Source organism: Bacillus sp. 105MF, from assembly GCF_000374885.1.
GTDB classification, from domain to species: Bacteria; Bacillota; Bacilli; order Bacillales; family Bacillaceae_G; genus Bacillus_A; species Bacillus_A pseudomycoides.
On sequence record NZ_KB895572.1, the window covers coordinates 1 to 26,243 of the forward strand.

23 protein-coding genes and 1 rRNA gene are annotated in these 26,243 nt (G+C 36.2%); 12 read left to right on the forward strand and 12 right to left on the reverse strand.

The window, feature by feature from the left end:
• Positions 1 to 207: ribosomal RNA gene (locus C564_RS0112260) — 16S ribosomal RNA — on the reverse strand; the annotation flags it as partial.
• A 491-nt stretch (positions 208 to 698) separates the two neighbouring features.
• On the opposite strand from C564_RS0112260, the gene C564_RS0112265 reads away from it, so the two are divergent.
• Positions 699 to 3,743: an efflux RND transporter permease subunit gene (locus C564_RS0112265; protein ID WP_018765524.1), complete on the forward strand. Its 3,045-nt coding sequence runs from the start codon at positions 699 to 701 to the stop codon at positions 3,741 to 3,743.
• A 72-nt stretch (positions 3,744 to 3,815) separates the two neighbouring features.
• On the opposite strand, the gene C564_RS0112270 is transcribed toward C564_RS0112265, so the two are convergent.
• The 4 genes from C564_RS0112270 to C564_RS0112285 form a co-directional block, all read right to left on the reverse strand.
• Entirely contained in the window at positions 3,816 to 4,340 is a 525-nt protein-coding gene (locus C564_RS0112270; RefSeq protein ID WP_018765525.1) for an AAA family ATPase, read from the reverse strand.
• Positions 4,341 to 4,508: 168 nt separating this feature from the next.
• Positions 4,509 to 5,426, reverse strand: coding sequence for a phosphate ABC transporter permease PstA (gene pstA / locus C564_RS0112275; protein WP_003195248.1), 918 nt, complete (start codon positions 5,424 to 5,426; stop codon positions 4,509 to 4,511).
• A 2-nt stretch (positions 5,427 to 5,428) separates the two neighbouring features.
• Positions 5,429 to 6,319, reverse strand: a complete 891-nt coding sequence (gene pstC, locus C564_RS0112280) for a phosphate ABC transporter permease subunit PstC (RefSeq protein WP_026008547.1) — start codon at positions 6,317 to 6,319, stop codon at positions 5,429 to 5,431.
• 69 nt (positions 6,320 to 6,388) lie between these two features.
• Positions 6,389 to 7,291, reverse strand: coding sequence for a phosphate ABC transporter substrate-binding protein PstS family protein (locus C564_RS0112285; RefSeq protein WP_018765526.1), 903 nt, complete (start codon positions 7,289 to 7,291; stop codon positions 6,389 to 6,391).
• A gap of 513 nt (positions 7,292 to 7,804) precedes the next feature.
• Here C564_RS0112285 and C564_RS0112290 point away from each other — a divergent pair.
• Genes C564_RS0112290 through C564_RS0112300 form a run of 3 tightly spaced genes read left to right on the forward strand, consistent with a single transcriptional unit; the run spans position 7,805 to position 10,159 of the window.
• Complete coding sequence (locus tag C564_RS0112290; protein ID WP_003195253.1) at positions 7,805 to 8,062, forward strand: FeoA family protein; 258 nt, start codon at positions 7,805 to 7,807, stop codon at positions 8,060 to 8,062.
• Entirely contained in the window at positions 8,059 to 8,781 is a 723-nt protein-coding gene (locus tag C564_RS0112295) for a FeoB small GTPase domain-containing protein (protein WP_018765527.1), read from the forward strand. The genes C564_RS0112290 and C564_RS0112295 overlap by 4 nt, the downstream gene beginning before the upstream one ends.
• The gene (locus C564_RS0112300; protein WP_018765528.1) at positions 8,759 to 10,159 is read left to right on the forward strand and encodes a nucleoside recognition domain-containing protein; all 1,401 of its coding nucleotides are present in this window, start codon (positions 8,759 to 8,761) and stop codon (positions 10,157 to 10,159) included. The genes C564_RS0112295 and C564_RS0112300 overlap by 23 nt, the downstream gene beginning before the upstream one ends.
• Positions 10,160 to 10,532: 373 nt before the next feature.
• Here C564_RS0112300 and C564_RS0112305 read toward each other — a convergent pair whose 3' ends face one another.
• The 5 genes from C564_RS0112305 to C564_RS0112325 form a co-directional block, all read right to left on the reverse strand.
• The gene (locus tag C564_RS0112305) at positions 10,533 to 11,699 is read right to left on the reverse strand and encodes a Ger(x)C family spore germination protein (protein ID WP_018765529.1); all 1,167 of its coding nucleotides are present in this window, start codon (positions 11,697 to 11,699) and stop codon (positions 10,533 to 10,535) included.
• Entirely contained in the window at positions 11,683 to 12,804 is a 1,122-nt protein-coding gene (locus tag C564_RS0112310) for an endospore germination permease (protein WP_018765530.1), read from the reverse strand. The genes C564_RS0112305 and C564_RS0112310 overlap by 17 nt, the downstream gene beginning before the upstream one ends.
• A gap of 1 nt (position 12,805) precedes the next feature.
• Entirely contained in the window at positions 12,806 to 14,284 is a 1,479-nt protein-coding gene (locus tag C564_RS0112315; protein ID WP_003195263.1) for a spore germination protein, read from the reverse strand.
• A 202-nt stretch (positions 14,285 to 14,486) separates the two neighbouring features.
• Positions 14,487 to 15,665 (reverse strand): amidohydrolase, encoded by a 1,179-nt coding sequence (locus tag C564_RS0112320; RefSeq protein ID WP_018765532.1) that lies wholly within the window; start codon positions 15,663 to 15,665, stop codon positions 14,487 to 14,489.
• 122 nt (positions 15,666 to 15,787) lie between these two features.
• Positions 15,788 to 16,501 carry a C39 family peptidase gene (locus C564_RS0112325; protein WP_003195266.1) on the reverse strand — a complete coding sequence of 238 codons (714 nt, stop codon included), beginning with the start codon at positions 16,499 to 16,501 and terminating at the stop codon, positions 15,788 to 15,790.
• Positions 16,502 to 16,937: 436 nt separating this feature from the next.
• Here C564_RS0112325 and C564_RS0112330 point away from each other — a divergent pair, with 436 nt between their 5' ends.
• The 8 genes from C564_RS0112330 (at position 16,938) to C564_RS0112365 (ending at position 25,328) form a co-directional block, all read left to right on the forward strand.
• On the forward strand, positions 16,938 to 18,356 hold the full coding sequence (locus C564_RS0112330) for an amino acid permease (RefSeq protein ID WP_018765533.1): 1,419 nt from the start codon (positions 16,938 to 16,940) through the stop codon (positions 18,354 to 18,356).
• Positions 18,357 to 18,639: 283 nt separating this feature from the next.
• Positions 18,640 to 19,515 (forward strand): cytochrome aa3 quinol oxidase subunit II, encoded by an 876-nt coding sequence (gene qoxA, locus C564_RS0112335; protein WP_003205897.1) that lies wholly within the window; start codon positions 18,640 to 18,642, stop codon positions 19,513 to 19,515.
• A gap of 33 nt (positions 19,516 to 19,548) precedes the next feature.
• Positions 19,549 to 21,483 carry a cytochrome aa3 quinol oxidase subunit I gene (qoxB, locus tag C564_RS0112340; protein WP_003195272.1) on the forward strand — a complete coding sequence of 645 codons (1,935 nt, stop codon included), beginning with the start codon at positions 19,549 to 19,551 and terminating at the stop codon, positions 21,481 to 21,483.
• Between the two features lie 13 nt (positions 21,484 to 21,496).
• Positions 21,497 to 22,099 (forward strand): cytochrome aa3 quinol oxidase subunit III, encoded by a 603-nt coding sequence (gene qoxC, locus C564_RS0112345; RefSeq protein ID WP_003195274.1) that lies wholly within the window; start codon positions 21,497 to 21,499, stop codon positions 22,097 to 22,099.
• Between the two features lie 2 nt (positions 22,100 to 22,101).
• Positions 22,102 to 22,407 (forward strand): cytochrome aa3 quinol oxidase subunit IV, encoded by a 306-nt coding sequence (gene qoxD, locus C564_RS0112350; protein WP_003195276.1) that lies wholly within the window; start codon positions 22,102 to 22,104, stop codon positions 22,405 to 22,407.
• A 241-nt stretch (positions 22,408 to 22,648) separates the two neighbouring features.
• Positions 22,649 to 24,478, forward strand: a complete 1,830-nt coding sequence (locus C564_RS0112355) for a monovalent cation:proton antiporter family protein (RefSeq protein ID WP_018765534.1) — start codon at positions 22,649 to 22,651, stop codon at positions 24,476 to 24,478.
• A gap of 162 nt (positions 24,479 to 24,640) precedes the next feature.
• Positions 24,641 to 24,874, forward strand: coding sequence for a DUF4022 family protein (locus C564_RS0112360; RefSeq protein WP_081621470.1), 234 nt, complete (start codon positions 24,641 to 24,643; stop codon positions 24,872 to 24,874).
• Between the two features lie 16 nt (positions 24,875 to 24,890).
• Positions 24,891 to 25,328 carry a GNAT family N-acetyltransferase gene (locus C564_RS0112365; protein ID WP_018765536.1) on the forward strand — a complete coding sequence of 146 codons (438 nt, stop codon included), beginning with the start codon at positions 24,891 to 24,893 and terminating at the stop codon, positions 25,326 to 25,328.
• Between the two features lie 116 nt (positions 25,329 to 25,444).
• Here the strand turns inward: C564_RS0112365 and C564_RS0112370 are convergent, their stop codons facing one another.
• Positions 25,445 to 25,879, reverse strand: a complete 435-nt coding sequence (locus tag C564_RS0112370; protein ID WP_018765537.1) for a hypothetical protein — start codon at positions 25,877 to 25,879, stop codon at positions 25,445 to 25,447.
• Between the two features lie 9 nt (positions 25,880 to 25,888).
• Positions 25,889 to 26,089 (reverse strand): helix-turn-helix transcriptional regulator, encoded by a 201-nt coding sequence (locus C564_RS0112375; RefSeq protein ID WP_016113146.1) that lies wholly within the window; start codon positions 26,087 to 26,089, stop codon positions 25,889 to 25,891.
• Positions 26,090 to 26,243: the final 154 nt, after the last annotated feature.

The window sequence follows — 26,243 nt, forward strand, 5'->3', positions numbered from 1 at the left end:
AATTTCGCACCATGCGGTGCAAAATGTTATCCGGTATTAGCCCCGGTTTCCCGGAGTTATCCCAGTCTTATGGGCAGGTTACCCACGTGTTACTCACCCGTCCGCCGCTAACTTCATAAGAGCAAGCTCTTAATTCATTCGCTCGACTTGCATGTATTAGGCACGCCGCCAGCGTTCATCCTGAGCCAGGATCAAACTCTCCAATAAAGTTAGTTTGTCTAGCATCTAAAATAAAAATTGACGTTTCACGTTGTTTGTTTCGTTCAGTTTTCAAAGAACTTGTCCATCGCCGATCGGCGACTTCCTTATGTTAGCATCTTCATTTTTCGATGTCAACTAAGTTTTTTAATTTCTTTTTTTCACTTTCTGCGTGTTCCGCATCAGCGACGTTTATTAATATACCATCCTTATTTTTAAATCACAAGTGTTTTTTTGAAAAAACTAAAAAAGTTTTCCACTTAATAATTTCGCCTCTTTATTTCATATTTAAATGGATTTTCTTCCTCCTGACTTCAACAGAATTTTAAAAGGCTAAAATACCCAGCCAACTCTCTAGCTCTTCCTTACAAAACCCTATTCACTCGCTACTTAAGAATAAATTTAGAATTTTTTTACATTCAATTAATGAAAGATATCCAGGTTTTGTTATATAGTAACGAAGTAGGCTAAAAAACAACTTAAACGGAGGAATCATTTTTATGGATAGGTTAACAAAATTCTCATTAAAAAATCGAGCCGCTATCATCATCATGGTTTTTCTCATTTCTGTGCTCGGCATTTATTCCGGCTCCAAATTACCGATGGAGTTTCTACCCAGCGTCGATAATCCCGCAATAACTGTCACTACAATGTCTCAAGGGCTAGATGCTGAAACATTGACAAAAGAAGTAACCGAACCGCTCGAAAAAAAGTTTCGAAATTTGGAACACGTCGATACAATAACTTCTTCTACTTATGAAGGTTTATCTCGTATCGATATCGCTTATACATCTAAAGCTAATATGAAGGATGCTACACGCGAGGTCGAAAAAATTACCAGCAACGTAAATTTCCCAAAAGAAATTACAAAACCCGTCGTTAGTCAACTTAATACCTCTATGATTCCACTTGCACAAATTACCGTTCAAAAACAGAATGGTTTTACAAAAGCAGACGAAAAACAAATTGAAGAAGAAATCATCCCGCAACTTGAAAATATCGACGGCGTTGCTAACGTCATGTATTACGGTAAATCAACATCCGAGTTATCTATCCTCTTAGACCCAAATGAAATGAAAAATAAAAACGTAACACCACAGCAAGTATTAGCCGCCTTACAAGGAAAAGAAACTTCCACTCCAGTTGGTCAAGTTACTGTCAATAACGAAGACCACAGCCTACGCGTCATTGGAAATGTCAAAAATGTAGATGAAATAAAAAACATGTCACTTACCCCTCAAATCAAATTACAAGATATAGCTCAAGTAAAAATAAAACAACATTTTGATACCGTTTCACATGTGAATGGCGAAGAGGGAACTGGATTAGTTATTATGAAAGAACCTAGCAAAAATGCAGTTGCAATCGGAAAAGAAATTGATAAAAAAATAAAAACTATAAGCAAAGAATATAAAGATACTTATACAATTAAATTAATATCCTCTACTCACGAACAAGTTGAAAATGCAGTTATGAGCATGGGGAAAGAAGTCATTTTAGGAGCAATTGCTGCGACATTTATTATTTTAATCTTTTTACGCAGCGTTCGAACAACCCTTATCGCTGTCGTTAGTATTCCGTTATCCATTTTACTAACACTATTTTTACTTGATCAATCTAATGTTACATTAAACATTTTAACTCTCGGAGGCTTAGCAGTAGCGGTTGGTCGACTTGTTGACGATAGTATTGTTGTCATTGAAAATATCTTCCGGCGCTTACAAAAAGAACATTTTTCAAAAGACATCATTCTAGACGCCACAAAAGAGGTAGCTGTTGCGATTACCTCTTCTACTTTAACAACAGTCGCTGTCTTTTTACCTATCGGTCTTGTATCAGGTACAATCGGCAAGCTAATGTTACCTATGGTATTGGCCGTTGTATACTCTATACTTTCTTCACTAGTGGTGGCCTTAACCGTTGTTCCACTTATGGCATTTTTATTACTGAGAAAAACAAGGCAGCGTACACCGAAACCTTCAAGAAAGTATACAGCTACTTTAAAGTGGGCCCTTTCACATAAATTTATTATTTTATTTTCTTCTTTCTTATTATTTGCCGGATCAATTGCTGCTTATATATTACTTCCAAAAGCAAATATCAAATCAGAAGACGATACGATGCTTTCAATTCAGATGACATTCCCAGCAAATTACGATTTTGAATCTAGAAAGCAAACAGCCTTTGATTTTGAAAAAAAATTACTTTCTAACAGCGATGTAAAAGATGTTATTTTACGAATGGGTTCCAGTGCTGAAGATGCACAGTTTGGATTTACAACTAAAAATAACCTTGCATCTATTGCTGTAGTCTTCAAAAAAGGAACAGATATCGATCAATATATCAAAAAACTAAAAAAAGAGCATGCAGACTTTAAACCAGCCGAATTCGATTATACAAAGGCAAGCTATTCTAATTCCGGCGGAGGAAACAGCTTGCAATTTAACGTGACAGCAAACAATGAGACAAATTTAAAAAAAGCTGCTGATGTCGTTGAAACAAAACTAAAAAGTATAGACAATCTTTCTAAAGTAAAAACAAATCGAGAAGAGTCAAAAAAAGAATGGCAAATCGATATTGATCAAAAGAAAGCGGAACAAGTTGGATTGACACCAGAAACAGCCGGACAACAAGTTACATTCCTTATGAAAAAATCACCAATTGGGCAACTGACAATTGATGATGAGAAAACAACCATTATGCTGGAACATAAACAAGAAAAGATAAGTAACAAGGAGGATATTCTTAACACAAACATCTTATCACCTATAGCAGGATCAATTCCTTTAAAAGATATTGCAACCATTTCAGAAAAACGATTACAAACAGAGATTTTCCATAAAGATGGAAAAGAAACCATTCAAATAACTGCCGAAGCAACAAATGAAGATTTAAGTAAAGTAAACACTGAAGTGAACAAAGCTATTTCAGAATTAGACCTACCAAACGGTGCGAAAGTTAAAATTGCTGGTGCAACTGAATCAATGCAAGAAGACTTTACAAATTTATTCAAAATCATGGGTATCGCCATCGGGATTGTTTATTTAATTATGGTTATTACTTTCGGGCAAGCACGCGCCCCATTTGCGATTTTATTCTCTTTACCACTAGCTGCTGTTGGCGGTATTTTAGGATTAATCATTTCAAAAACACCAGTCGATTTAAATGCACTAATCGGTGCATTAATGTTAATTGGTATCGTAGTCACCAATGCCATTGTATTAATAGAACGTGTTCAACAAAATAGAGAACACGGCATGACGACACGGGAAGCTTTACTAGAAGCAGGCTCTACAAGGCTACGACCAATTATTATGACAGCCATTACAACAATAGTAGCGATGTTACCATTATTATTCAGCCAATCACAAGCCGGCAGTATGGTATCTAAAAGTTTAGCGGTTGTTGTAATCGGTGGTTTAGCAGTTTCAACTGTGCTCACACTAGTTGTCGTCCCTGTTATGTATGAACTGTTAGATAAATTCGGTAAAAAACGACGCTCACGCAGAAAAGTAGTCTCTTCTATAGATACACCAAAAGCTTAACACCAAAAAACGTTATCTTCTGTTTTGAAGATAACGTTTTTTCTACTATAATATACAATTATAATTTCACGACTACTCATTCATATACGTCATCACTTCATCAATATAATCCGCTAAAGGCTTCCCAGAATCTACAATAAGATATGTAAAATCAGATGGTCGTTTACTACCATCTAACCCTTCTTTAAACACTTCTTCAGATTCCACTTTCTCAATTTGACTTATCATTCGTTCTCGTGTCTTTAGCCTATTATTAATTTCTTCTATATTATTAAGATAGCATTCAATATATTTGTATTTCACACGATGTTCCCTAGACAAGATCGTCCCCTTTTCCACCATTTCTATATAGAGACACGGGCTATCCAATATTACACTATGCCCCATGGATAAATGAAAATCTATTAGCGCCCATTCGATTTCATACGAAATTCCACCAGCGGCCGTTGTTTCAATTTGACGAGTTTCCAACGACTCTAGTAAGGCCGTTTTCACAATATCATGATCAATCACAATTGCACCTGTATTTTTCGCTATACGTCTAGAAAGTGTTGATTTTCCCGAACCCGGTAAGCCTGACATTTGTAGAAAAAACATAAAAAACTTCCTCTCCATCTCCATTCAGCATTTACATACACAGGTATATATACAATATTTTATCTTCATACTCCTGCTATAACCGAGATTACCGGATTCACTTCACACAAAAAAGCTCCCTGTTTTTTTATAAACAGAGAGCTTCTTATCCATTTAGGGTACAAGCGTTTAAGCCGCTTTGGCTTTCGTTGTTTTACGAGATTTCTTAGCTCCCGTAAAACGTTTATGAAGTACAGATGCAGTAAAACGGGCAATAATATTAAAGAGTAATACCATAATAATTAAGACTGCTGCTGATTTTGTCGCAATTAACTTCGCATCTGGAATAATCCCTTCAGAGTTCAATTTCCAAATATGAACTGCTAATGTTTCAGCTGGTCGAAATGGATTCAACGGGTGTGCAGGACTTGAAAAATCGGCAGCAGAATTTAAAATCGGTGATGTTAATCCCGCTGTATAAATTAACGCCGCCGCCTCACCAAATATACGACCCGCAGCTAAAATAATCCCCGTAATAATTTGCGGCAATGCTGTGGGGATAATAATTCGCACAATCGTTTGCCATTTTGTTGCACCAAGCCCAAGACTCGCTTCTTTTACATTAGACGGAACTTCCGTAATCGCACTTTCACAAACACGCGTTAGACCCGGTAAATTTAAAATCGTTAAAGCAAGTGCTCCTCCCATTACCGTATAGCCCCAACCAGTCATTGTAACAAACACTAATAAACCAAATAACCCAACAACAATAGAAGGTAGTGATGCCATCGTTTCAATACATAAACGAACAAATCCTAAAAAGCGTCCTTGTTTCGCATATTCCGCAAGATAAATCCCTGCTCCTAATCCAAGCGGAATTGAAATGACTAAGGTAATAACAAGCATATAGAAAGAGTTGAATAACTGCGGACCAATTCCACCTCCAGCTCTTGTATTGCTTGGTTCTCCGAACAAGAAACTTGGATCCCAAAAACCCCAACCCTTTTGCAAAATTTCGTATACTAAGAAAACAAGTAAAGCTACTACAAACGCTGCAACTGCATATAAAATACCCGTCCAAATATTATTTACTTTTCTTGCGTTCATCGCTATCGTTCACCTCTTTGGCCAATTGCTCGTATTACTAAAATAAACAGGAATGAAATAACAAGTAATATCATTGCCAATGTCCATAAAGCGTTATTCCAGGCAGTTCCATTTAACGTATTCGTCATATCCATTGTTAGAATACCTGTCAACGTTGCCGTTGGACTATATATCCCTTCAGGCAATTTAACAGTATTCCCAATTACCATTTGAACCGCTAACGCTTCGCCGAAAGCACGAGCTAATCCTAGAACGACCCCTGTTAAAATACCTTTTTTTGCAGCCGGAACAATAACACGGCTAATCGCTTGCCATTTCGTCGAACCTAAACCATAAGAGGCTTCCAAATAATCAAAGGGAACCGAACGTATTGCATCGGAAGCAATACTAGCAATAGTAGGTAAAATCATAATACTGAGCACAATAATACCGGCAATTAAACTAAAACCAACACCACCGAATGAATCACGTAAAAGCGGAACTAAAATGGTAACCCCTAATAAACCATATACTACTGAAGGAATTCCAACTAATAATTCTAAAACAGGCTTTAATACCTTATTCCCAAACTTTGGTGAAATTAAGTTCATAAATATCGCAAGAGCAAGCGCGATTGGCGCACTAATAACGACCGCACCTAATGAAACAAGCATTGAACCAACAATAAAGATAACGGCACCAAACGATCCCTGATCAGCATTCGGATTCCATTTTGTTGACGTCAATACCTCAGAAAATGAAATACCACTTTGTGTAAAAGATTGAATTCCTTTCCCGCAAATAAATGCAATAATTGCTAATGTAACAAGAACAATAAATATACCGCAAAACGTAACAAGCGTTCTTCCGATATATTCACTTTTTACATAATTAATTTGTTTTTTCCCCTTCATCACAGGACACAACCCCACTTCATAGATTGAAATGAACAAGGCTGGCCTCGCAGCCAGCCCGTTAAATGTTTACTTATTCAGTTTAGACATTGGAATATAACCCATATCTTCAACTTGTTTTTCGAAGTCTTTACCTTTTACATAATCGATATAAGCTTTTGTAGCTTCTTTCGCTTCCCCTTTTGTTACCATGTACTCATAAGACCAGAATGGATATTTGCCCGCAGAAATATTTTCAACTTTTGGCTCTGCACCATCAATTTTCACAGTTTGTAATGCACCTTTTTTATCGCCTACCATATAAGACATTGCAAGATAACTAATAGAACCAGGAGTAGAATTAATTGCTTGTTCTACCGCACCGTTAGAATCTTGTGTTGTACCTGTTCCATCGTTAATCTTCGCATCTTTCATAACTGTTTTTTCAAATGTAGCACGTGTACCAGAAGATGCTGGACGGTTTACCACGTTAATTTTCTCATCTTTACCGCCTAGCTCTTTCCAGTTTGTAACTTTTCCAGAGAAGATATCTTGTACTTGTTTCACAGTTAAGTTATCAACCTTCACATCTTTATTTACAACAAGTGCAAATGCAATACCTGCCACTTTGTTGTCTACTAATTCCTTCGCTTTTTCTGGATCTTTTATTTTATCTGCAGCTGGAACATCAGAGTTACCGATTTGAACCGCCCCAGAAGCTACTTGGTTAATCCCTGTTCCACTACCGCCACCTTGAACTTGAATAGAAACTTTCGAATTCTTTTCCATGAATTTTTTACCCGCTTCTTCAGCAAGCGGTTGAAGAGCTGTAGAACCAGCTGCCGCAATTGTACCCGACAATTCTTGTTTTGCATCGTTACTACCTTTAGCAGTTTCTTTGCTATCCGTGCTTTCTGATTTGCCGCATCCAACTAAAGCACCGGCAACCACTAATGCCGCTAACGAAAATTTAATACCTTTTTTCATAACCATGTCTTGTACCCCCATTTGGATTATCGCTTTTTCACATTCATCTACTTCTTTCGAACACAAATTCATTGTAGGACAATAATATTGTGTTAGTGTTAAGCGATTTTTAATTTTAAGTAAATAGAGGTCATAAGTCTAAAAACCCATATATCCCAACTCTTTTTATAAGAAAAACCAAAAGAATCCACACAAAATTGCCCGTATTGTAAATTTACTTTTAATAATGTAAATGTATTGTAAATAAAATTCTTGGTTTCACTACTTATATTAAAAATACATTTACAAATCTCTTTATTTTTTGAACTTTATAGCGTTCACTCCACATGTATCCCACATAATTTCAGTAATATTTTTCTGTACAACACAATAAATTGGAACAATTCTAAAAATAATTGAATATTTTTAAAGTACCAATTGACAACATCATTTCATGTAGTCTACTATATTAGTAACAAAAAGTTTCCCTCGGCAAACTTTTTAAACCAACACTAAAAATATAGAGAAGAGGTAACTTTTATGGTATCGGCTAATATCAAACCCCTTTCAAATTTCCAAACAGGGCAGTTTGTACAAATCGAGAAGATACAATTAGAAGGAACTATGAAACGTCGTTTATTAGATTTAGGCTTTATTCCCGGAGCTACTATTAAAGTATTGCAAAGAAGCCCGCTCGGAGATCCAATCGCTTATCAAGTGAGCAATACGACCATTGCACTGCGTAGTGAAGAAAGTTCCCTTATTTTCGGGAGATTAATAGGAGATGATTTAGTATGAAAAACCATCGCATTGCACTAGCAGGAAACCCAAATACCGGAAAGAGCACATTGTTTAATACGTTAACAGGATTAAAACAACATACCGGAAACTGGACTGGCAAAACTGTATTAAAAGCAGAAGGTGAATATGAACATAACGGAAGTGTATATACCGTAATTGATTTACCTGGAACATACTCCCTATATTCAAACTCTGCAGATGAGGAAGTTGCACGGGATTATATTATTTTTGAAAAACCTGAGGTAACAGTAGTAGTTGTAGATGCAACTGCAATGGAAAGAAATTTAAATTTAGCATTACAAGTGATGGAAATGACTAACGACGTTATAGTGTGTATTAACTTAATCGATGAAGCAGAAAAAAAAGGAATCGTCATTGATGAAAAGAAATTAGCAAAATCACTGGGTGTACCTGTAGTCAAAATTTCGGCTCGAAACCGCGTTGGAATCGGACATTTGCTAAATGTAATCGCTAAAGTGGCTAGCAAAAAATTAATTCCTACACCTGTTCAAATTACTTATAATGAACAAATTGAAAATATGATTCAGGAATTAGAACCTCAAATTTATAAAGTATTCGGTGATACATACCCTGCACGCTGGGTCGCACTACGAATACTAGATGGAGATAAAAACTTTCTAGCTACACTTCAAAAACATCATAAAGAGCCGCTGATAAGGGAGGTCGTAATAAATGAAATCTCACTCAGCCAGTAAGGCTCTTCCATTAGATTATATTGTTCAACATGCACAAACACTTACAAAAGATGATATACGAGATGATATTGTAGGTGATATTTATCGAACTTCCGCAAGTATATGTAAAGAAGCTGTTCAATACACGAATACTGATAAGTTATACCGTTCAGAGAGGCTAGATAAAATTTTCACTTCTCCTATATTCGGATTCCCAATTATGCTCGGAATTTTATCTATTATTTTTTATCTTACAATTGCAGGAGCTAACGTGCCATCTGATATGATTGCTGAATTTTTCGGGTGGGCAGAAGGTCATTTAACCGCTTGGTTTCAAGCGATGAATGCACCGACTTGGGTACATGGCATCTTAATTCTCGGCTTATTCCGTGGTACTGGAGCTGTAATTAGTGTTATGTTACCACCTATGGCTATTTTCTTCCCTATGTTTGCTTTACTGGAAAATTACGGATACTTACCACGTGTTGCTTTTAACATGGATCGTTTATTCAAACGTTCTGGCGCTCACGGAAAACAATCATTAACAATGGCAATGGGGTTTGGTTGTAACGCTGCTGCCATTATGTCAACACGTATTATCGAATCACCACGCGAGCGTATGTTAGCGATTTTAACAAATAACTTCGTTCCATGTAATGGACGTTGGCCTACATTAATATTAATGGCATCATTATTCATGGCCGCTGGATATACCGGCAGTATGCAAACACTTGTTACGGCAGGTGTTGTAGTCGGAATGGTTATAATTGGGGTTATCGTAACATTAACTGTATCTTGGGTATTATCAAAAACCGCTTTAAAAGGCGTCCCAACTCACTATACGTTAGAGTTACCACCATACCGTAAGCCGAAAATTTGGAATACAATTGTACGTTCCACACTTGATAAGTCATTATATGTTTTAAAACGCGCGGTTATCGTAGCTGCACCGGCCGCTATGCTAACTTGGGTATTAGCAAATATTTATGTTGGTGACACAAGCCTACTTATGTATTTTGTGAATTTCTTAGATCCATTCGCTAAATCACTCGGTCTTGACGGATTTATTCTAGCTGCATTCATCCTTGGTTTGCCAGCTAATGAAATTGTCATTCCAATTTTATTAATGTCTTATTTATCAACTGGTGCTTTAACCGAACTAGATGATTTAAACCAAATTAAAAACTTGTTCTTAGAACATGGCTGGACTTGGTTAACTGCGTTAAATACAATGTTGTTCTCACTACTTCATTTCCCATGCGGAACAACATTGGTTAACATATATAAAGAAACAAAAAGTCCCAAATGGACATTTCTATCGTTTGCAATCCCTACCGTAATCGCCATTGTTGTTACATTCCTCACATCGCAATTGGTACATTGGTTAGGGCTTGTATAAAGTGAAACTTCTATCAGTCGGGAGTTTTCTTCATCCCTACTTGTCTGTAAAGGCCCGCATCAATCGGGCTTTTACGGACAGTTATTCACCACCTATCTTCCTCGCTTTCATTTGAATTTTGCGGTGGGGGGATTACTTTTCGTTAATGCGGGATAAAGTGAGACAGGCATCAATAGAGGGAATTTCATTAACGCTTCGTTGATTATCAAAGGAAATCTGAAATTTATTCAGATTTCCTTTTTTGCTTATTCTTTTGCCACGGCTGTGCACCATACTCCATAATTTTCTTATGAAGAAAGTATACTGTGTATGGGAGAATTGCTATTAATATCGTACATATTATACTCAATTTGGTAAACAAGATAAAACACCTCTACTCCACTCGAGTTGGTAATGAAGAACCTGAATGCTCAATTGTCGGATGCACCCGAACTACGATGTCACAATTACTAAAATAATTTTCACCTTGATCCCAATTATTTTTTATTTTGCTCCACTTTTTATAATCATGACGTTTATATTCTTCTCCCAATCCTAATACATCTACCTTATAATCTTTTTGTACAATTTTTATTGTTTTTTGAATACGTTTTTCCATCTCTTTCGCAATATACTGCTTTAGTTTCTTCTCTCCCATAATTTGGTCATGATCACTAAAATGCAGTTCCGCCAAAGTTCCTTCTAACGATAAATTAATAACAAACTTTGGCTTAGTAGCATTTGTAACGGACGTAGTAATTTTACGACGCATTTTATGAATCTCATATGTAACAAATTGATTCCCTTTACGAATCGTAAAAAAACCTGCCATCTTCTCTCCAATAATATAATTTAATCCTAGTGTTTTTTCTCCACTCAACCTACCGACAAGCTTATTATCCTTCCCTCTAAATAAGGCTGCTCCATTCATTTGCACCCCTTGTTTTGTCAACCCTAAAACAGGCAATACGAAACTTCTTTTGGCTGTAATTTTCTCCTGAATATCACCAATCCGAGCCGCTTCTATCATCTGTGCATTTTTCGGAGCGTGGTCAACTAACATATCAATATACTTTGCAGGTAAATTCTCAGGTTTTGCACTTTGGTTTAATATATCCTCTGCTTTTTTTTCAGAAACAAAAATACGAATGTTCCGTCTCATTTCATGGTCACGAACATATACATCCAATGTATTTTCTAACACATACGGTTTTGCTAACAAATCGTTAGAAAAAATTAGCACTTGTATATGAGGGAAAAATAGTGCACGACTAATTTTTTTAGCAACGATACGAATTTGTTCAAAAACTCCATCTGCTACCGCACTAATGTTAATATAGTTTTTACTCCCCGCATTCCCTTGTGCTCCTTGTGGTGTTAGCGTACGGGGCAAAACCATTTGGTATGTTCCCTTCATAACCGGATTGGACTTTTTTTCTTTTACAAGATCGTACGCTGCCCCTACAACAAAGCCTCTTTCTTCAATTTCTTGTTGTTCGGAGCAAGCACTGAGGTAACATAACAAACTAATCAGATATACGAATTTAAGAAGGCGATTCATTTTTACCAGCCCTTCTTTTTATTTTATATACAATTAGAACTAGTAAGGGCACCAATAGGACACACCCTATATCTATCCAAGCCAAATATGTACCATAATTCGATAACTTTCTCACATCTCCTGGAACCATATTGATCCAAAAAATAATAGGCGCGCTTATAAAAATAAAAATATGTTTATTTAATTTAGAAAACATTGCACAGAACAATAGAGTAGCTAGGTCATAATATATAGCTGTTGTGTTATAAACCGTAATAATCCAAGTCGTAAAGAAGATTGCGTCGAACCGTTCTAAAAATCCCCCTCCGATTTCAATTTCTTTTCCCAACTCAATTGTAGGATACGTTAATCCCCTCGTTGTCATATACGTAAAAACACTAATACAGGTTACATAAATTAAAATATACGACATAACAGTTACCATTACTCCTTTAGCTACAGCCAAAGGAGCTTTTTTTATATTCCCCTTTAACATCATTGAGTAAAAAAGAGCAACTTCGAATCCAATAAAAGTGAAAATAGAATCTTTAATTCCTGCTGCATATTTACTTACTTTCGTTTGAAATACCGGTAATAAGCTATTTACCTCCATTAAATTTATATTTAATAAAGACAAGAACAATATAGCTAGTAGAACAATCGGCAAAAATAATACATTCAGTCTTAATAATGCAGTTCTTGATCCACTTACTCCGTAAATCACAACCAGTAAAAAGAAAAAAGAAAGCCATTGTATAGGCGTATCACTAAATAAATAAGTTTGTGAAATAATAGAAATCGTTCTGATCTCATACGCGGTCAACGCAACAAATGTCAAAATCAAAATAACACTAAATACATAAGTAACTGGTTTTGTTAAATGAGCACTTGTATATTCAATAAAATTTTGTTTTGGAAATAAAATGGCAACTTTTGTTACAAACCACGCAAAAAATGCACATATAATTCCACCCGCTAATAAAATAAGCCAACCATCAGAAAACAAGGTTTGTGTCGCAATGACCCTTGGCATTGACAACGCACCAGTACCAATAATGGTTGAAGATACCGCAAAAGCGAGTTCACGTGATCCAATTTCTTCATCCCCGTATTCAAACGGTCTCAATTTACTTCCGCTCCTTTGGACGTAATGTATCATCCTTCGTTTGCAAATATTCTGGTCGTTCCTTAAGCATCGCTTTTGGTAAGCGAATAATTTCTTCCTGCCAATCTTTATAGAATGCTGGCGCAATAGGCGTGGTATAAGGTACTCCCACACTCTTTAAATTTGTAAGATGAATTGCTAGCGCAATTAAAGCCAAAATAATACCGTATAGTCCGAATACTGTAGCAGCTAAAACGAATACAAATAATAAAATTCGAAATGTAATTGTGATGCTATATACCGGAAGAGAAAAAGTAGCAATGGCAGTTACAGCAATGATAATTACTAAAAAAGGATTTACAATACCAGCGCTTACAGCCGCTTCTCCAATGACAAGCCCACCAACAATTCCGATTGTTTGCCCCATCGGTTTTGGTAGCCTGATACCGGCCTCTCTTATCAGTTCCATCGTGAGCGCCATCATAAACGTTTCAATATAAGCTGGAAATGGCACCCCTTCTCTCGCTCCAGCAATAGAATAAGCCAATTTTGATGGTATCAGCCCTTGATGATAAGAGACAAGAGCTACATACATAGCTGGCAATAAAACTGCAATAATACCAGCCCCCATTCGTAAAAACCTTAGTAACGTTCCAATTATCCAACGTTCATAATGATCTTCTACGGATTGAAATATATCAATCAAAACTAGTGGGGCAATGAGAGCAAAAGGAGATCCGTCTACTAAAATTGCCGCTTTTCCTTTCGCCAACGAGGCGACTACATTATCAGGTCTTTCTGTACTCAAAAATTGCGGGAAAGGCGACAAATTATTATCTTGAATTAACTGTTCAATTGTTCCTGTTTCAAGAACAATATCTGTTACTATCGATTGGAGCCTTCGATTTAACTCTTCTACAAAATAAGGATTAATAATATCATCTATATATACTAAAGTTACTTCTTTTTGCGAACGTTCCCCCATGATATAAGATTGAAACCTGAGCTTCGGATCACGCAGGCTACGACGAATTAGCATTTTATTTACATTGATATCCTCATTAAATCCAATCCTTGGCCCACGAATTAGTGCCTCTGTAATTGGGGATTCTAGGCTTCTTTTTTCCCACGCTCGACTGTTTACAACTACCGCAGATGGAATGTCATCAATTAGTACGATTGTATCTCCAGCTAAAAGAGCATTTATAATCCCCGGAAACGTTTTTGCAATACTCACCTCTGTAATAGAAAGGAAACGATCCAGCAGAGTTTGAATGATTGCAGCTTGTTTTGGTAATTCTTCATATTGAAGTGGCCTGATAATAAACTTATAAATATTATCTTTATCTGTTAATCCGCATAAAAAAACAACCGCACAACGTGTAGAGCAACCGGCAAGTGTAAATTCTCTAACCGTTAGATCATTAGGTGAATCTAACTTTTCTCGAATTTCCTTTGTAATTTTAGATAAGTTAGCATCTAACTTTAACAAATTCCCCACCTAACTTTCTTTTCAACAAGTTGTAGTTAGATTTCGCCAATAGAAACAAATATATACAAAAAGAGCTATCTCTTTTATAAGATAGCTCTTACATATGTAATTATTTATCCCGCATTAACGGACAGTAACACTCCCACCTCAAAATTCAGCGAGAGCAAAGAAGTTAGGTGGGAGATGAACTGTCCGTAAAAGCCCGATTGGTTCAACTATCTCCTTTTCTCATAAAATTCAAAACAGATGAAACAAAAACTTCTACCCCAATCGGCAAAGCATCTTCATCAATTGTAAAACGAGGATGATGATGCGGATACACAATCCCCTTCTCTTTATTCCCAGCACCAATAAAGAAAAATGTGCCTGGCGCTTCTTGTAAAAAGGCCGAAAAATCTTCTCCGGCCATCGTCGGCTCTAAACGAACTACTTGTTCCCTTCCGTAAAGCTCTAGTGCTGTATTTTCAACAAATTGCGTAACCTGTTCATCATTTACAACTGGACGATAGCCGTACTCATATGAAAATGTATAATTTGCGCCGTAAGATTCCGTAATATGTTTAACAAACTTTTCAATTCGCTGCGCAGTTTGTTCTCGTAATTCATGCTTCAGACTTCTTACCGTCCCTTCAATTGTTGCCTGTTCTGGAATTACATTATGCGTTGTTCCCGCATGAAACTGCGTTACAGATAAAACGAGAGAATCTAGCGGATTCGTAAGACGCGATATGATTTGTTGGAGCTGCGTAATTATTTGTGTACCGATTGCAATACTATCAACTGTTTCATGCGGAATACCCGCATGTCCACCTTTTCCTTCTATTGATATTTTAAATACATCAGGCGCTGCCATCGCTGGACCATAAATCACACCAACTTTGCCAACTTCTAAAGAAGCCCAAAGATGCGCCCCGATAATATAATCCACATTTTCCATCACGCCTGCTGCAACCATTTCTTGGGCACCACCTGGAAAATTTTCTTCAGCATGTTGAAATAGAAAACGAATTTCCCCTTTAATTTTTTCCCTTTGCTCTACGAGCGCATATACAGTGCCAAGGAGCATTGCAATGTGACCATCATGTCCACATGCATGCATCACTCCTGGATATGTAGAAACAAATTCAAATTGATTTTCTTCTTGAATTGGAAGGGCATCCATATCAGCACGAATTGCAATCACTTTTCCAGGTTGTTCACCAATTAATCTTGCCATTATGCTGTACTTTGTCGGCCTTGAAATTTCTAGATGAGGAATTGTTTGAAGTATGTCGTATATATACTGAGATGTTTTTTCTTCTTGAAAAGATAACTCTGGATATCTGTGAAAATGCCTTCTCCATTTTATTAATCGTTCTTTAGAAAGAACAATATCTTTGATTTCACCCATCTATCCTCTTCCTTTCTTCACTAAGCTAAACGTTATTATAGCTCGAAGTAAAAACAAAATAAACAATATTCCGAATATTTAACTTACAATAAAAGCCACCTAACATTAGATAGCTTTTATTTTTATAAAATAGTAATTGCTTGTTTTCCCATTTGTTTCCACGCTTTTTCAAATTCAGAACGTGATACTTTTTTATTCGGATTGTTAGCTAACGGATCATTCATATATACAAAGTTTTGATCGTACCCAACAACCACTGCACTATGCTCATAATATGTAATTTTCACATCACCGTTATTTGTATTCCAGATTTCAAAACTATCCTCAGCTAGCGGTTGAAACGTTGTATTTGCAATTACCCATACTGGTGAGCCTGAACTAATGACTTTATATACATCTTCAATCTCTCTTCCAGTTAAATTAATCGTTTTTTCAGGTACATATTTTTCTGCAAGTTTAAAAATCGGCCCATGATAAACACCGTAACCTGGTTCGGATTTCGTATAAATATTTCCAACAAATCCTTCATGAGGATTTCCTCGAAGATTATTTTCTTTAAATGGAACATGATTGATTTCACTTGCAAGTTGCATCTTATCCACTTGTACACCTTTATACTGCAATAACATTGCTAAACTCGTAACCTCACAACCTCGCTGTAATTCCGGAAGTTGTTTTATAAATGGAACATTTTCAATCATAGCTGTTTCCTTCATATCAAACAAAAAATTCACTCGTAACGCTTGTACTTTTTGAAGAATTTTATTTTTCCCTACAAAAATAGCAACAACAAGTATAATTCCTACAATACATATATATTTGAATTTTTTAAACATATGCAAAACTCCATTACATCATTATTTTCATCAAACACTATCCTTTTTATTGTACCTTTCTTCTACCTAGTTTGCTAGAAAGATTATATGAATTATTATTCAATTCAACTGTTTTAAAATTCTAATTTTTTGTAATAAAAAGAAAAATTAATATACATTTTCAGAATATTTTGCTAGAATTAAAAATGTTTAATGTGGTTAAAGAAATTGAATTTCTTTTATTCACAAAACAAAAATCAAGGAACACTAATCGTTTCGTTGTTGTTTTTTATGACTACTCAAGCACCCAGAAAATATACGTAATCCATTCGTATAGGAACATAAAGAAAACTGCAATCAGTATGTTTTTTATCCCCCACTGATGATTAGCGAAACGAAGCAAGCTCAATATTCATTGAGTAAAACAAACAAGAGAAAAGTACGGGGTGAAGGGAATATGAATCAAACAACTACAGAACAAACTAGTTTAAAACGTACAATGAAAAGCAGACACCTTTTTATGATTGCGCTCGGAGGTGTCATCGGTACGGGATTATTCATGGGATCAGGACAAATCGTCCATAATGCCGGACCTGGTGGGGCAATCCTTGCATTTTTAGTTGGTGGTTTCGTCATGTATTTAACAATGCTCTGTCTTGGCGAATTATCCGTTGCCATGCCAGAAGCAGGTTCATTCCAAAGTTATGCAAGCAAATTTATTTCACCTGGTTTTGGATTTGTCGTTGGCTGGATGTATTGGTTAAACTGGGCTGTTACAGTTGGGGTAGAGCTAACGACTGTTAGCATTTTAATGAAGCGTTGGTTTCCAGACGTATCTTCATGGATTTGGTGTGTTACATTTGCAGTAATCCTTTTCCTTGTAAACGCTTTATCAACAAAAGCATTTGCAGAGACGGAGTTTTGGTTTTCCAGTGTAAAAGTCTCAACAATTGTTGTCTTCATTATACTTGGAGGCGCTGTTATGTTTGGGTTCTTAGATTTCAATGGGCAACCCGCACCAATGCTTCATAACTTCACCGAAAATGGTGGATTATTTCCAAATGGTGCCTTAGCTGTTCTTCTCACAATGATTACTGTAAATTATTCCTTCCAAGGAACCGAACTAATTGGAATTGCTTCAGGTGAAAGTGAAAACCCTGAAAAAACAATTCCAAAAGCAATTAAAAATACAATTTGGCGTACTTTATTCTTTTTCGTACTAGCAATTGCTGTTGTTGTTGGTTTACTTCCATGGCAGGAAGCTAATCTTGTAGAAAGTCCATTTGTACTTGTTTTTGATACAGTTGGTATTCCATATGCGGCTGACATTATGAATTTTGTCATTATTACTGCTGTACTATCAGTAGCAAATTCAGGATTATACGCGAATTCACGTATGCTTTGGGCTATGTCAAAACAAGGTATGGCAAGTCCTGCATTTGCGAAATTAACAAAAAAGGGAATACCACTGAATGCTTTAATTTTCAGCTTAGTCTTTGCAAGTCTCTCGCTTTTAACAAGCGTATTTGCAGCAGATACAGTCTTTTTAGTACTAACATCAATTGCAGCGATGGCAGCAGTTGTCGTCTGGATGTCAATTGCTGCTTCACAATTTTTCTTTCGAAGAGATTTTATAAAGAATGGCGGAAATATAAACGATTTAAAATATCGTACACCGCTTTATCCAATCGTTCCAATTGTTGCTTTTTCTTTAAATTTCATTACATTCGTTAGTTTAGCTTTTATACCGGATCAACGTATCGCACTTTATTGCGGAATTCCATTTATGATTATTTGCTACATCTTGTATCAAATTAAATATAAAAAAGTTGTCACATTTGAAAAGCAACGAAATATTACACAAGGAATAAACTAAATATATAAAATATTCAACTATCTTATCCTATGATAAGATAGTTTTTTTCTATTTCTTGGATATGTTGGTATAACTTTATTTATCTTAAAATTTTTACAATCATGTTTTCATCAAAAAAATAGTTTACAATGTTATCAAGTTACAAATGATATTCACCGTAAAAAGTGTGCATTTGTGTCTATTTTTTAACAATATAACAAAAACTATTGCCTTCTATAAATTAATAGGTTTATATTGTTTTATTGGCATAGTTTCAATCCAAGGAGAAAGGAGATTTTCAATCGTGCAACTGAAAAAAAAATTTTGGAAGTTGGCTTCGCTTCTTCCACTATCACTACTCTTGTTCCTCGGTGGCTGTGATAAAAAACTTGCAGTATTAAATCCGCAGGGGCCTGTTGCAAAAACACAGTATGATTTAATCGTTTGGTCATTCATACTCATGTCGTTGATTATTGCAATTGTATTTATCTTGTTTACAGTCATCTTGATTCGTTACCGTGAAAAACCAGAAAATATGGACTATGAGCCACCTGATATACACGGTAATACTCTTTTAGAGATTATCTGGACTATTTTCCCTGTTATCATCGTGATTGCATTGTCAATCCCAACAGTAAAAGCAACATTTGCATCGGAAAAGCAGCCAGAGCAAACAAAAGATATGAAACCAGTTGAAATTTACGTTACATCTGCCAACTGGAAATGGTTATTCAGTTATCCAGAGGAAAATATTGAAACCGTTAACTATTTAAATGTACCAGCAGGTGTACCAATTCAATTTAAACTAACTTCTGTTGGTCCAATGAATGCCTTCTGGATTCCAGAGCTTGGTGGTATGAAATACACAATGGATGGCATGATTATGGACTTATATCTACAGGCTGATAAGCCAGGTTCTTACATTGGCCGTAGCGCAAACTTCTCTGGTGAAGGATTCACTGACATGGAATTTGAGCTTGAAGCAAAAACAAAAGAAAAGTATGACAAGTGGGTAAAAGAAGTAAAAGAAACTGCTAAACCACTTACAGAAGAAAAATACAATGAAATCATTAAACCTGGTGTAGTAGGGCGTATGACATTCACTAATACACATTTAAAATACGTAGATCCAAAATCACTTGAATATTGTGATTACAACTACTACAAAAACAAAAAGTAATAACGAATATTCCGACAGATTGGAGTGAATATAGTGAAGCTTGATGAATTTTTTGTCACAGGCGATCCGATTATCTATGGAGCGGACGTATCTATTGTTCTTGTGACGTTAGCGATCCTTTTTGTGCTAACAAAGTACAAAAAATGGAGATGGCTTTGGGATGAGTGGTTAACTTCTGTTGACCATAAGAAAATTGGGGTTATGTATATCATTTCAGCAATTGTAATGATGTTCCGTGGCGGTATGGACGGATTAATGATTCGTGCCCAGTTAACGTTCCCTGACACAACATATTTAAACGCTGAACACTATAATGGTATATTTACAACACACGGTACAGTTATGATCCTCTTCATGGCAATGCCGTTTGTTATGGGACTTATGAACGTTGTTGTTCCTCTTCAAATTGGAGCACGTGACGTTGCATATCCTTTCTTAAATGCATTAAGTTTTTGGTTATTCTTCGTAGGTGCTATGTTATTTAACATCGCCTTCGTTATCGGTGGTTCTCCAGACGCTGGGTGGACATCATACTTCCCAATGGCTGGTACAGAATTCTCACCTGGAGTAGGAAATAACTTCTATGCAATTGCATTGCAGATTTCAGGTCTCGGGACGCTGATGACAGGGATTAATTTCATGGTAACAATCTTAAAAATGCGTGCACCAGGCATGAAATTAATGCAAATGCCAATGTTTACTTGGTCTATTTTAATTACATGTGTCATCATCATCTTTGCATTCCCAGTATTAACAGTTGCTCTTGCATTAATGACATTCGACCGTCTATTTGATGCTCACTTCTTTACAATGGCAAGCGGCGGTATGCCAATGCTTTGGGCGAACTTGTTCTGGGTATGGGGTCACCCTGAAGTATATATCGTTATTTTACCGGCATTCGGTATTTTCTCTGAAATCGTAAGTACATTCTCACGTAAACGCTTATTTGGATATACCGCAATGGTTTATTCAATGGTTGCAATCGCAGCTCTAAGTGGTCTTGTATGGCTGCATCACTTCTTTACAATGGGTGCAGGACCAGCAGTTAACTCATTCTTCTCGATTTCAACAATGGCAATTTCGATCCCAACCGGTGTTAAAATCTTTAACTGGTTGTTTACGCTTTATAAAGGTCGTATCCGTTTTACAGTTCCAATGCTTTGGTCATTGGCATTTATACCAAACTTCGTAATTGGTGGAGTTACGGGGGTTATGCTTGCGATGGCAGCAGCTGACTATCAATACCATAACAGCTACTTCCTAATCGCTCACTTCCACTACGTATTAATCGCTGGTACAGTATTCGCGATGCTTGCTGGATTTACATTCTGGTATCCGAAGATGACTGGTCATATGCTAAATGAACGCCTTGGTAAATGGACATTCTGGATCTTTATGAGTGGATTTAACATTTGTTTCTTCCCAATGTACTTCTTAGGTTTAGATGGTATGACTCGTCGTATGTACACTTACTCCGCAGACCTTGGATGGGGCGGATTAAACCAAATCGCATCTGTCGGTGCAGTAATGATGGCAATTGGCTTCGCCTTATTATGCTACAACGTAGTTTATAGCATTCGTCATGGTGAGCGCGATGTAACTGGAGATCCTTGGGATGCTCGTACACTTGAATGGGCAACACAATCTCCAGTACAACATTACAACTTCGCAAAATTACCAGAAATTAAGTCTAGCGATGTATTCTGGGAAATGAAGAAGAACGGCGAAACTATTACACCAAAACCTGAAGAATTGAAACCAATTCATATGCCGAGTAATACAGGCGTTCCAATCATTATGTCTTGTCTTATCGGTCTTGCAGGTTTTGCATTAGTATTTAGCTGGTTCTGGTTAGCAATTGTCGGTGGTATTGGTATGTTAGGTTGTATGATCTGGCGCTCGTTTGATTACGACGACGGATATTACGTTAGCGTAGATGAAATTAAAAAGACAGAACATGTTGCATGAGAGGTGAAACGAAATGGCGGCTTTAGATAAAAGCTTACCTCTAGAATATCAATCCGAACAAAGCAGATTGAATATTTTAGGGTTTTGGATTTTTCTTGGGGCTGAAATCGTGCTGTTCGCAACACTTTTCGCCTCTTATCTAGTACTTGCTGGTCGTACGGCTGATGGCCCTACACCAGCTCAGCTGTTTGAACTTAAAACCCTTTTAATTCAAACGCTCCTACTTTTAACAAGTAGTTTTACATGCGGTATCGCAATTCATGAAATGCGTAAGCACAACCAAAAAGCGATGTTAGGATGGTTCATCTTCACATTAATTTTAGGTGCAGGCTTCCTTTTCTTTGAAGTTGAAGAGTTTATGGCTTATGTTGCAGAGGGCGCAACAATCCAAACAAGCGGATTCTTATCTGGATTCTTCGTTCTTCTTGGAACGCATGGTGCCCACGTAACAGCTGGTATCATTTGGGCAACTTGTGTTGTTATCCAAATTTTAAAACGAGGTTTAACACCAGTTACAGCTCGTAAAGTGTTTATTATCAGCTTATACTGGCATTTCCTTGATGTTGTTTGGATCTTCATTTACACACTAGTTTACTTGAATGGGATGGTGGCGTAATAATGGGACAAAACAATACTCAAGCAAACGCACATAGCGGTTTTCCATGGTCACACGTTTTCGGATTTATTTTATCGCTTGCATTAACGTTCCTCGCTGTATATGTAACGTTATATACAAGCTTGCCACTTTCAACAATCTTAACAGCCATTCTTGTAATGGCAGTGGCACAAGCAGCATTGCAATTTGTTATGTTTATGCACATGACAGAAGGCGAAGGAGTAATACAAACAATCACAATCGTATTCCACTTTTTCATCGCTGCAGTAACGGTTGTTGGTACAGTTTGGATTTTCTTCTCTATGTAATGGACATGAAAAAGACTGCTGAGGTAATTTCAGCAGTCTTTTTTTATTTATCGTACTATTTTTTCTCTTCCCCTCTCTTATCATCCACATTACGGCAATTAAAACATAATCATGAAACCTATACTTATTATGACAAATGTTAAGAAAACTCTTTCTTTATGGAATCGAGTTCACATACATTGCTTTTCTTCCTATAATATGGCTAAAATGAGTACTATATTATTTGAAGGGAGAGAACGCAGTGGAACACCATTCCTCAGTCCTATCACTTATGATTGTTGTCGCAATCGCGTTTTTCATTCCCCTTTTGTTACAACGCTTTAAACTAAAAGCACTTCCTGTCGTTGTTGCAGAAATTATTGCAGGAATTTTTGTAGGAAAAAGTGGATTTAATATTATCGAGCCAGATATGTGGCTACAAGTTTTATCAACGCTAGGATTTATCTTCTTAATGTTCTTAAGCGGTTTAGAAATTGATTTTTCTATCTTTAAACAAAAAGGGAAAAAGAATAAGACGAATGAACCCAATACGTTCCAAGCAGCAAGCATTATCTTCTTATTTATTTTCATCTTATCCTATGCCCTATCACTTATATTTGTATGGCTTGGATTTGTAGATAACGCGATGTTCATGACATTGATTATCTCAACGATTTCTTTAGGTGTTGTTGTCCCAACACTAAAAGAAAACAACTTAGGAAAAACAGCAATCGGTCAAATTATTTTGTTAGTCGCCGTTATTGCGGACTTAGTTACAATGATTTTACTCGCTGTTTTCGTTGGATTAAACTCCGAAAGCGGTCAGAGCATGTGGCTTCTTCTCGTTCTATTTGGGGCAGGTATTGTAATTTACTTTGTTGCAAGACGCTTTAAAAATATTCCATACCTGGAAAGCCTAAAAACTGGTAGTGTACAAATTGACACACGTGCTGTTTTTGCGCTTATTTTAATACTAGTCGGATTATCTGAATCTGTTGGTGCAGAAAACATTTTAGGAGCCTTTTTAGCAGGTGTACTCGTATCCTTATTATCACCAAATGAAGATATGGTTGAAAAACTCGATTCCATCGGATATGGTTTCTTCATTCCAATTTTCTTTGTAATGGTTGGTGTTAATCTAGAAGTATGGTCTATTTTTAAAGAGCCTTCTAGTATGTTAATGATTCCAATTTTAATTGTTGGACTCTTTATTTCAAAATTATTACCATCACTCGTACTGCGAAAATGGTACCCACATAATATCGTATTAGGAAGTGCTATTTTATTAACATCTACACTTTCCTTAGTTATTGCCGCAGCACAAATTGGTGAAAAATTAAATATTATTAGTCCAAGTCTGTCTGCTTCCCTTATCTTGAGTGCAGTTATTACATGTATTTTTGCACCTGTACTATTTAAAAAGATGTTTCCAAAAGTGGAAACACCAAAACCAAGAGTTTCTATTATTGGTGCAAGTCGAATCACTCTTCCATTATCACTTGATTTAAAACGCGAAGATTATGATGTAACACTATACATGATGCGTCAAAATAAAGTAAATACCGAGGAAGCAAAATCTCATGACTTCCCAATCGTAAAACTAGATACAATTACGATAGACTTATTGGAGGAACAAAGAGCATTCGATGCCGATCGAGTTGTCGTTGCAACAAGTGATGATGAGCAAAACTTATTATTAGCAGAACACGCAAAAGAATTAGGCGTTGAGTATGTCATTGCAAGTGTAGAAGATCCTCTTTTACAGGAAAAAGCAACGCAAGAGCATATTGCTGTATTCTCGACGATTAACTCCACACGCATTTTATTACGTGCACTCATTGATAAGCCGAGTCTCGTTCGTTTAATTACGACTGCGAATGAAACGGTTCGCGAAGTGGAATTACGTAGTAATACATATAACGGTTTACCGCTTCGTCGCTTGCCATTCCTAGGTGACGTACTCATCATCCAAATTTACCGTGGTAACAAAGCATTAATACCACATGGTGATACAAAATTACAAAATGGTGATACACTTCTTGTAACAGGCTCAAAAGAGCACATTGATACAATGAAAAGCATATTAGAATAGCAAAAAGTCCCCTTTCAAAATTGAGAGGGGACTTTTTAAATCGACATGTAAAAAATAACACAAAACAATTACTCCTTGTTTCCCTAAACCATAATACTTTTAATTTTTTTCTTAAGATTCTTACTTCCTTATGGTAAAATATTACTATCATAAATTATGAGGATGAATCACACTATGTCTATTTCAACTTTAGCTCTTTTATTATTAGCAGAGGTACTTGTAGCCATTATTCTCATCGGTATTAGCATTGAAATTTGCAGCTATGGGTGGAAGAAGCCAAATGGAACGAAATACTTTTGTCTCTTTCTTTCCCTTATTATTGGTACTTGTAGCATATTAGGCCTTTGTGTTGCACCGGCCTATTTCTTTTTACAACTCATAGAAAAAGCTTCATAAGAAAGGTGGATTATGTATGGTTACAATTAAATGTATTGACGCCTCCGAAACATACGAACTACGCCAAAAAATTTTACGTCCAACTCAACAGTTGGAAGATTGTAAATACCCATCTGATTACGAAACAAATTCCTTTCATCTTGGTGCCTTCTTAAATGATAAACTCATTAGCATTGCTTCGTTCTCTCATGAAATCCCCCCTTCCTTACAGGGTAACCATCACTATCGTTTACGAGGCATGGCTACAGTACCTATCTTTCGGAAACAGCATGCCGGTAGCTCATTAATCCAACAAGCTGAAGTAATCTTAAAAGAGCGTCAAGCAGAGATATTATGGTGTAATGCTCGTATTACCGTTACAGATTACTACAAGCGATTAGGATTCCTTGAGCATGGTGAAATATTCGATATACATCCAATTGGACTTCATAAATTAATGTATAAAACATTATGAATTGAACTACCCCTACCTACCTCTACACGAGCTTGAGGTAGGTGGAGGATTTTTCATATTTTCTCTTTAAAAGACATAGAAAGACCTTCCATATGCGCGGAAGGTTTTTCTATGTCTCATTCATCCTCTTCAGATCGTATTGTTCTTCTATAATTGTAAGCATATAACGATGGTACCAAGAAACAAATAAATATAACAAGACCAATTAGTCCTGTGCCCTTTAAAGAAGTATTTGGTGTTACAATCATATTAATTCCCATAATTACAATTGCAAGTGTAATAGGGAGCAATAACAATTTGAAAAAATAGCTTCGTTTCACCGGTTCTCCGCCTTCATATACATCTACTGACTGTTTTAAATTTAAAAAGTTTACTACTGTTATCCCAACTATAAATAACATCAGTAAATCAGAAACCCCTTCATATCCCACTCCTTTTATGACATAACGGTAAAAAACCATACCTAATATCACAAGGTTTTGTAAAACAAATGCCATTCTAGTATGTTTTAGTCCTTGAATCATTAAGCGTTCATCTTTCACGATCCTCATCGATATCCTTCACTCCTTATCCTCCCAAAATAAATCATTTAACGTTTGATTTACGGCATAACAAATTTTTAAACACAAATCTAAAGAAGGATTATATTTTCCTTTTTCAATTAAACTAATCGTTTGCCGTGTAACTCCTACTTTTTCTGCTAATTGTTGTTGTGTTAAATCTAACTGAACACGAGCGACCTTTATTTTACTTACAGCCAATCCATGCCCCTCCTTCACTATTAATTGTAACTTATATATTCCATTATTAAATTACATTATTATTGAAATGCAATTTCTCTCTTCATAACGAATTATCCATTTCTACGAATAAAAGTTTTACCTTATTATACACGAAAAAAGGTACTACCTATGA

Coding starts and splice junctions, on each gene's coding strand:
- pstC (WP_026008547.1), bottom strand. CDS start 6,319: ATGAAGGGGAAAAAACAAATTAATTATGTAAAAAGTGAATATATCGGA.
- C564_RS0112325 (WP_003195266.1), bottom strand. CDS start 16,501: ATGTTTAAAAAATTCAAATATATATGTATTGTAGGAATTATACTTGTT.
- C564_RS0112300 (WP_018765528.1), top strand. CDS start 8,759: ATGAAATCTCACTCAGCCAGTAAGGCTCTTCCATTAGATTATATTGTT.
- C564_RS0112365 (WP_018765536.1), top strand. CDS start 24,891: ATGGTTACAATTAAATGTATTGACGCCTCCGAAACATACGAACTACGC.
- C564_RS0112330 (WP_018765533.1), top strand. CDS start 16,938: ATGAATCAAACAACTACAGAACAAACTAGTTTAAAACGTACAATGAAA.
- C564_RS0112295 (WP_018765527.1), top strand. CDS start 8,059: ATGAAAAACCATCGCATTGCACTAGCAGGAAACCCAAATACCGGAAAG.
- C564_RS0112360 (WP_081621470.1), top strand. CDS start 24,641: ATGAATCACACTATGTCTATTTCAACTTTAGCTCTTTTATTATTAGCA.
- qoxC (WP_003195274.1), top strand. CDS start 21,497: ATGGCGGCTTTAGATAAAAGCTTACCTCTAGAATATCAATCCGAACAA.
- C564_RS0112370 (WP_018765537.1), bottom strand. CDS start 25,879: ATGAGGATCGTGAAAGATGAACGCTTAATGATTCAAGGACTAAAACAT.
- C564_RS0112270 (WP_018765525.1), bottom strand. CDS start 4,340: ATGTTTTTTCTACAAATGTCAGGCTTACCGGGTTCGGGAAAATCAACA.
- C564_RS0112290 (WP_003195253.1), top strand. CDS start 7,805: ATGGTATCGGCTAATATCAAACCCCTTTCAAATTTCCAAACAGGGCAG.
- pstA (WP_003195248.1), bottom strand. CDS start 5,426: ATGAACGCAAGAAAAGTAAATAATATTTGGACGGGTATTTTATATGCA.
- C564_RS0112305 (WP_018765529.1), bottom strand. CDS start 11,699: ATGAATCGCCTTCTTAAATTCGTATATCTGATTAGTTTGTTATGTTAC.
- qoxD (WP_003195276.1), top strand. CDS start 22,102: ATGGGACAAAACAATACTCAAGCAAACGCACATAGCGGTTTTCCATGG.
- C564_RS0112285 (WP_018765526.1), bottom strand. CDS start 7,291: ATGGTTATGAAAAAAGGTATTAAATTTTCGTTAGCGGCATTAGTGGTT.
- C564_RS0112320 (WP_018765532.1), bottom strand. CDS start 15,665: ATGGGTGAAATCAAAGATATTGTTCTTTCTAAAGAACGATTAATAAAA.
- C564_RS0112265 (WP_018765524.1), top strand. CDS start 699: ATGGATAGGTTAACAAAATTCTCATTAAAAAATCGAGCCGCTATCATC.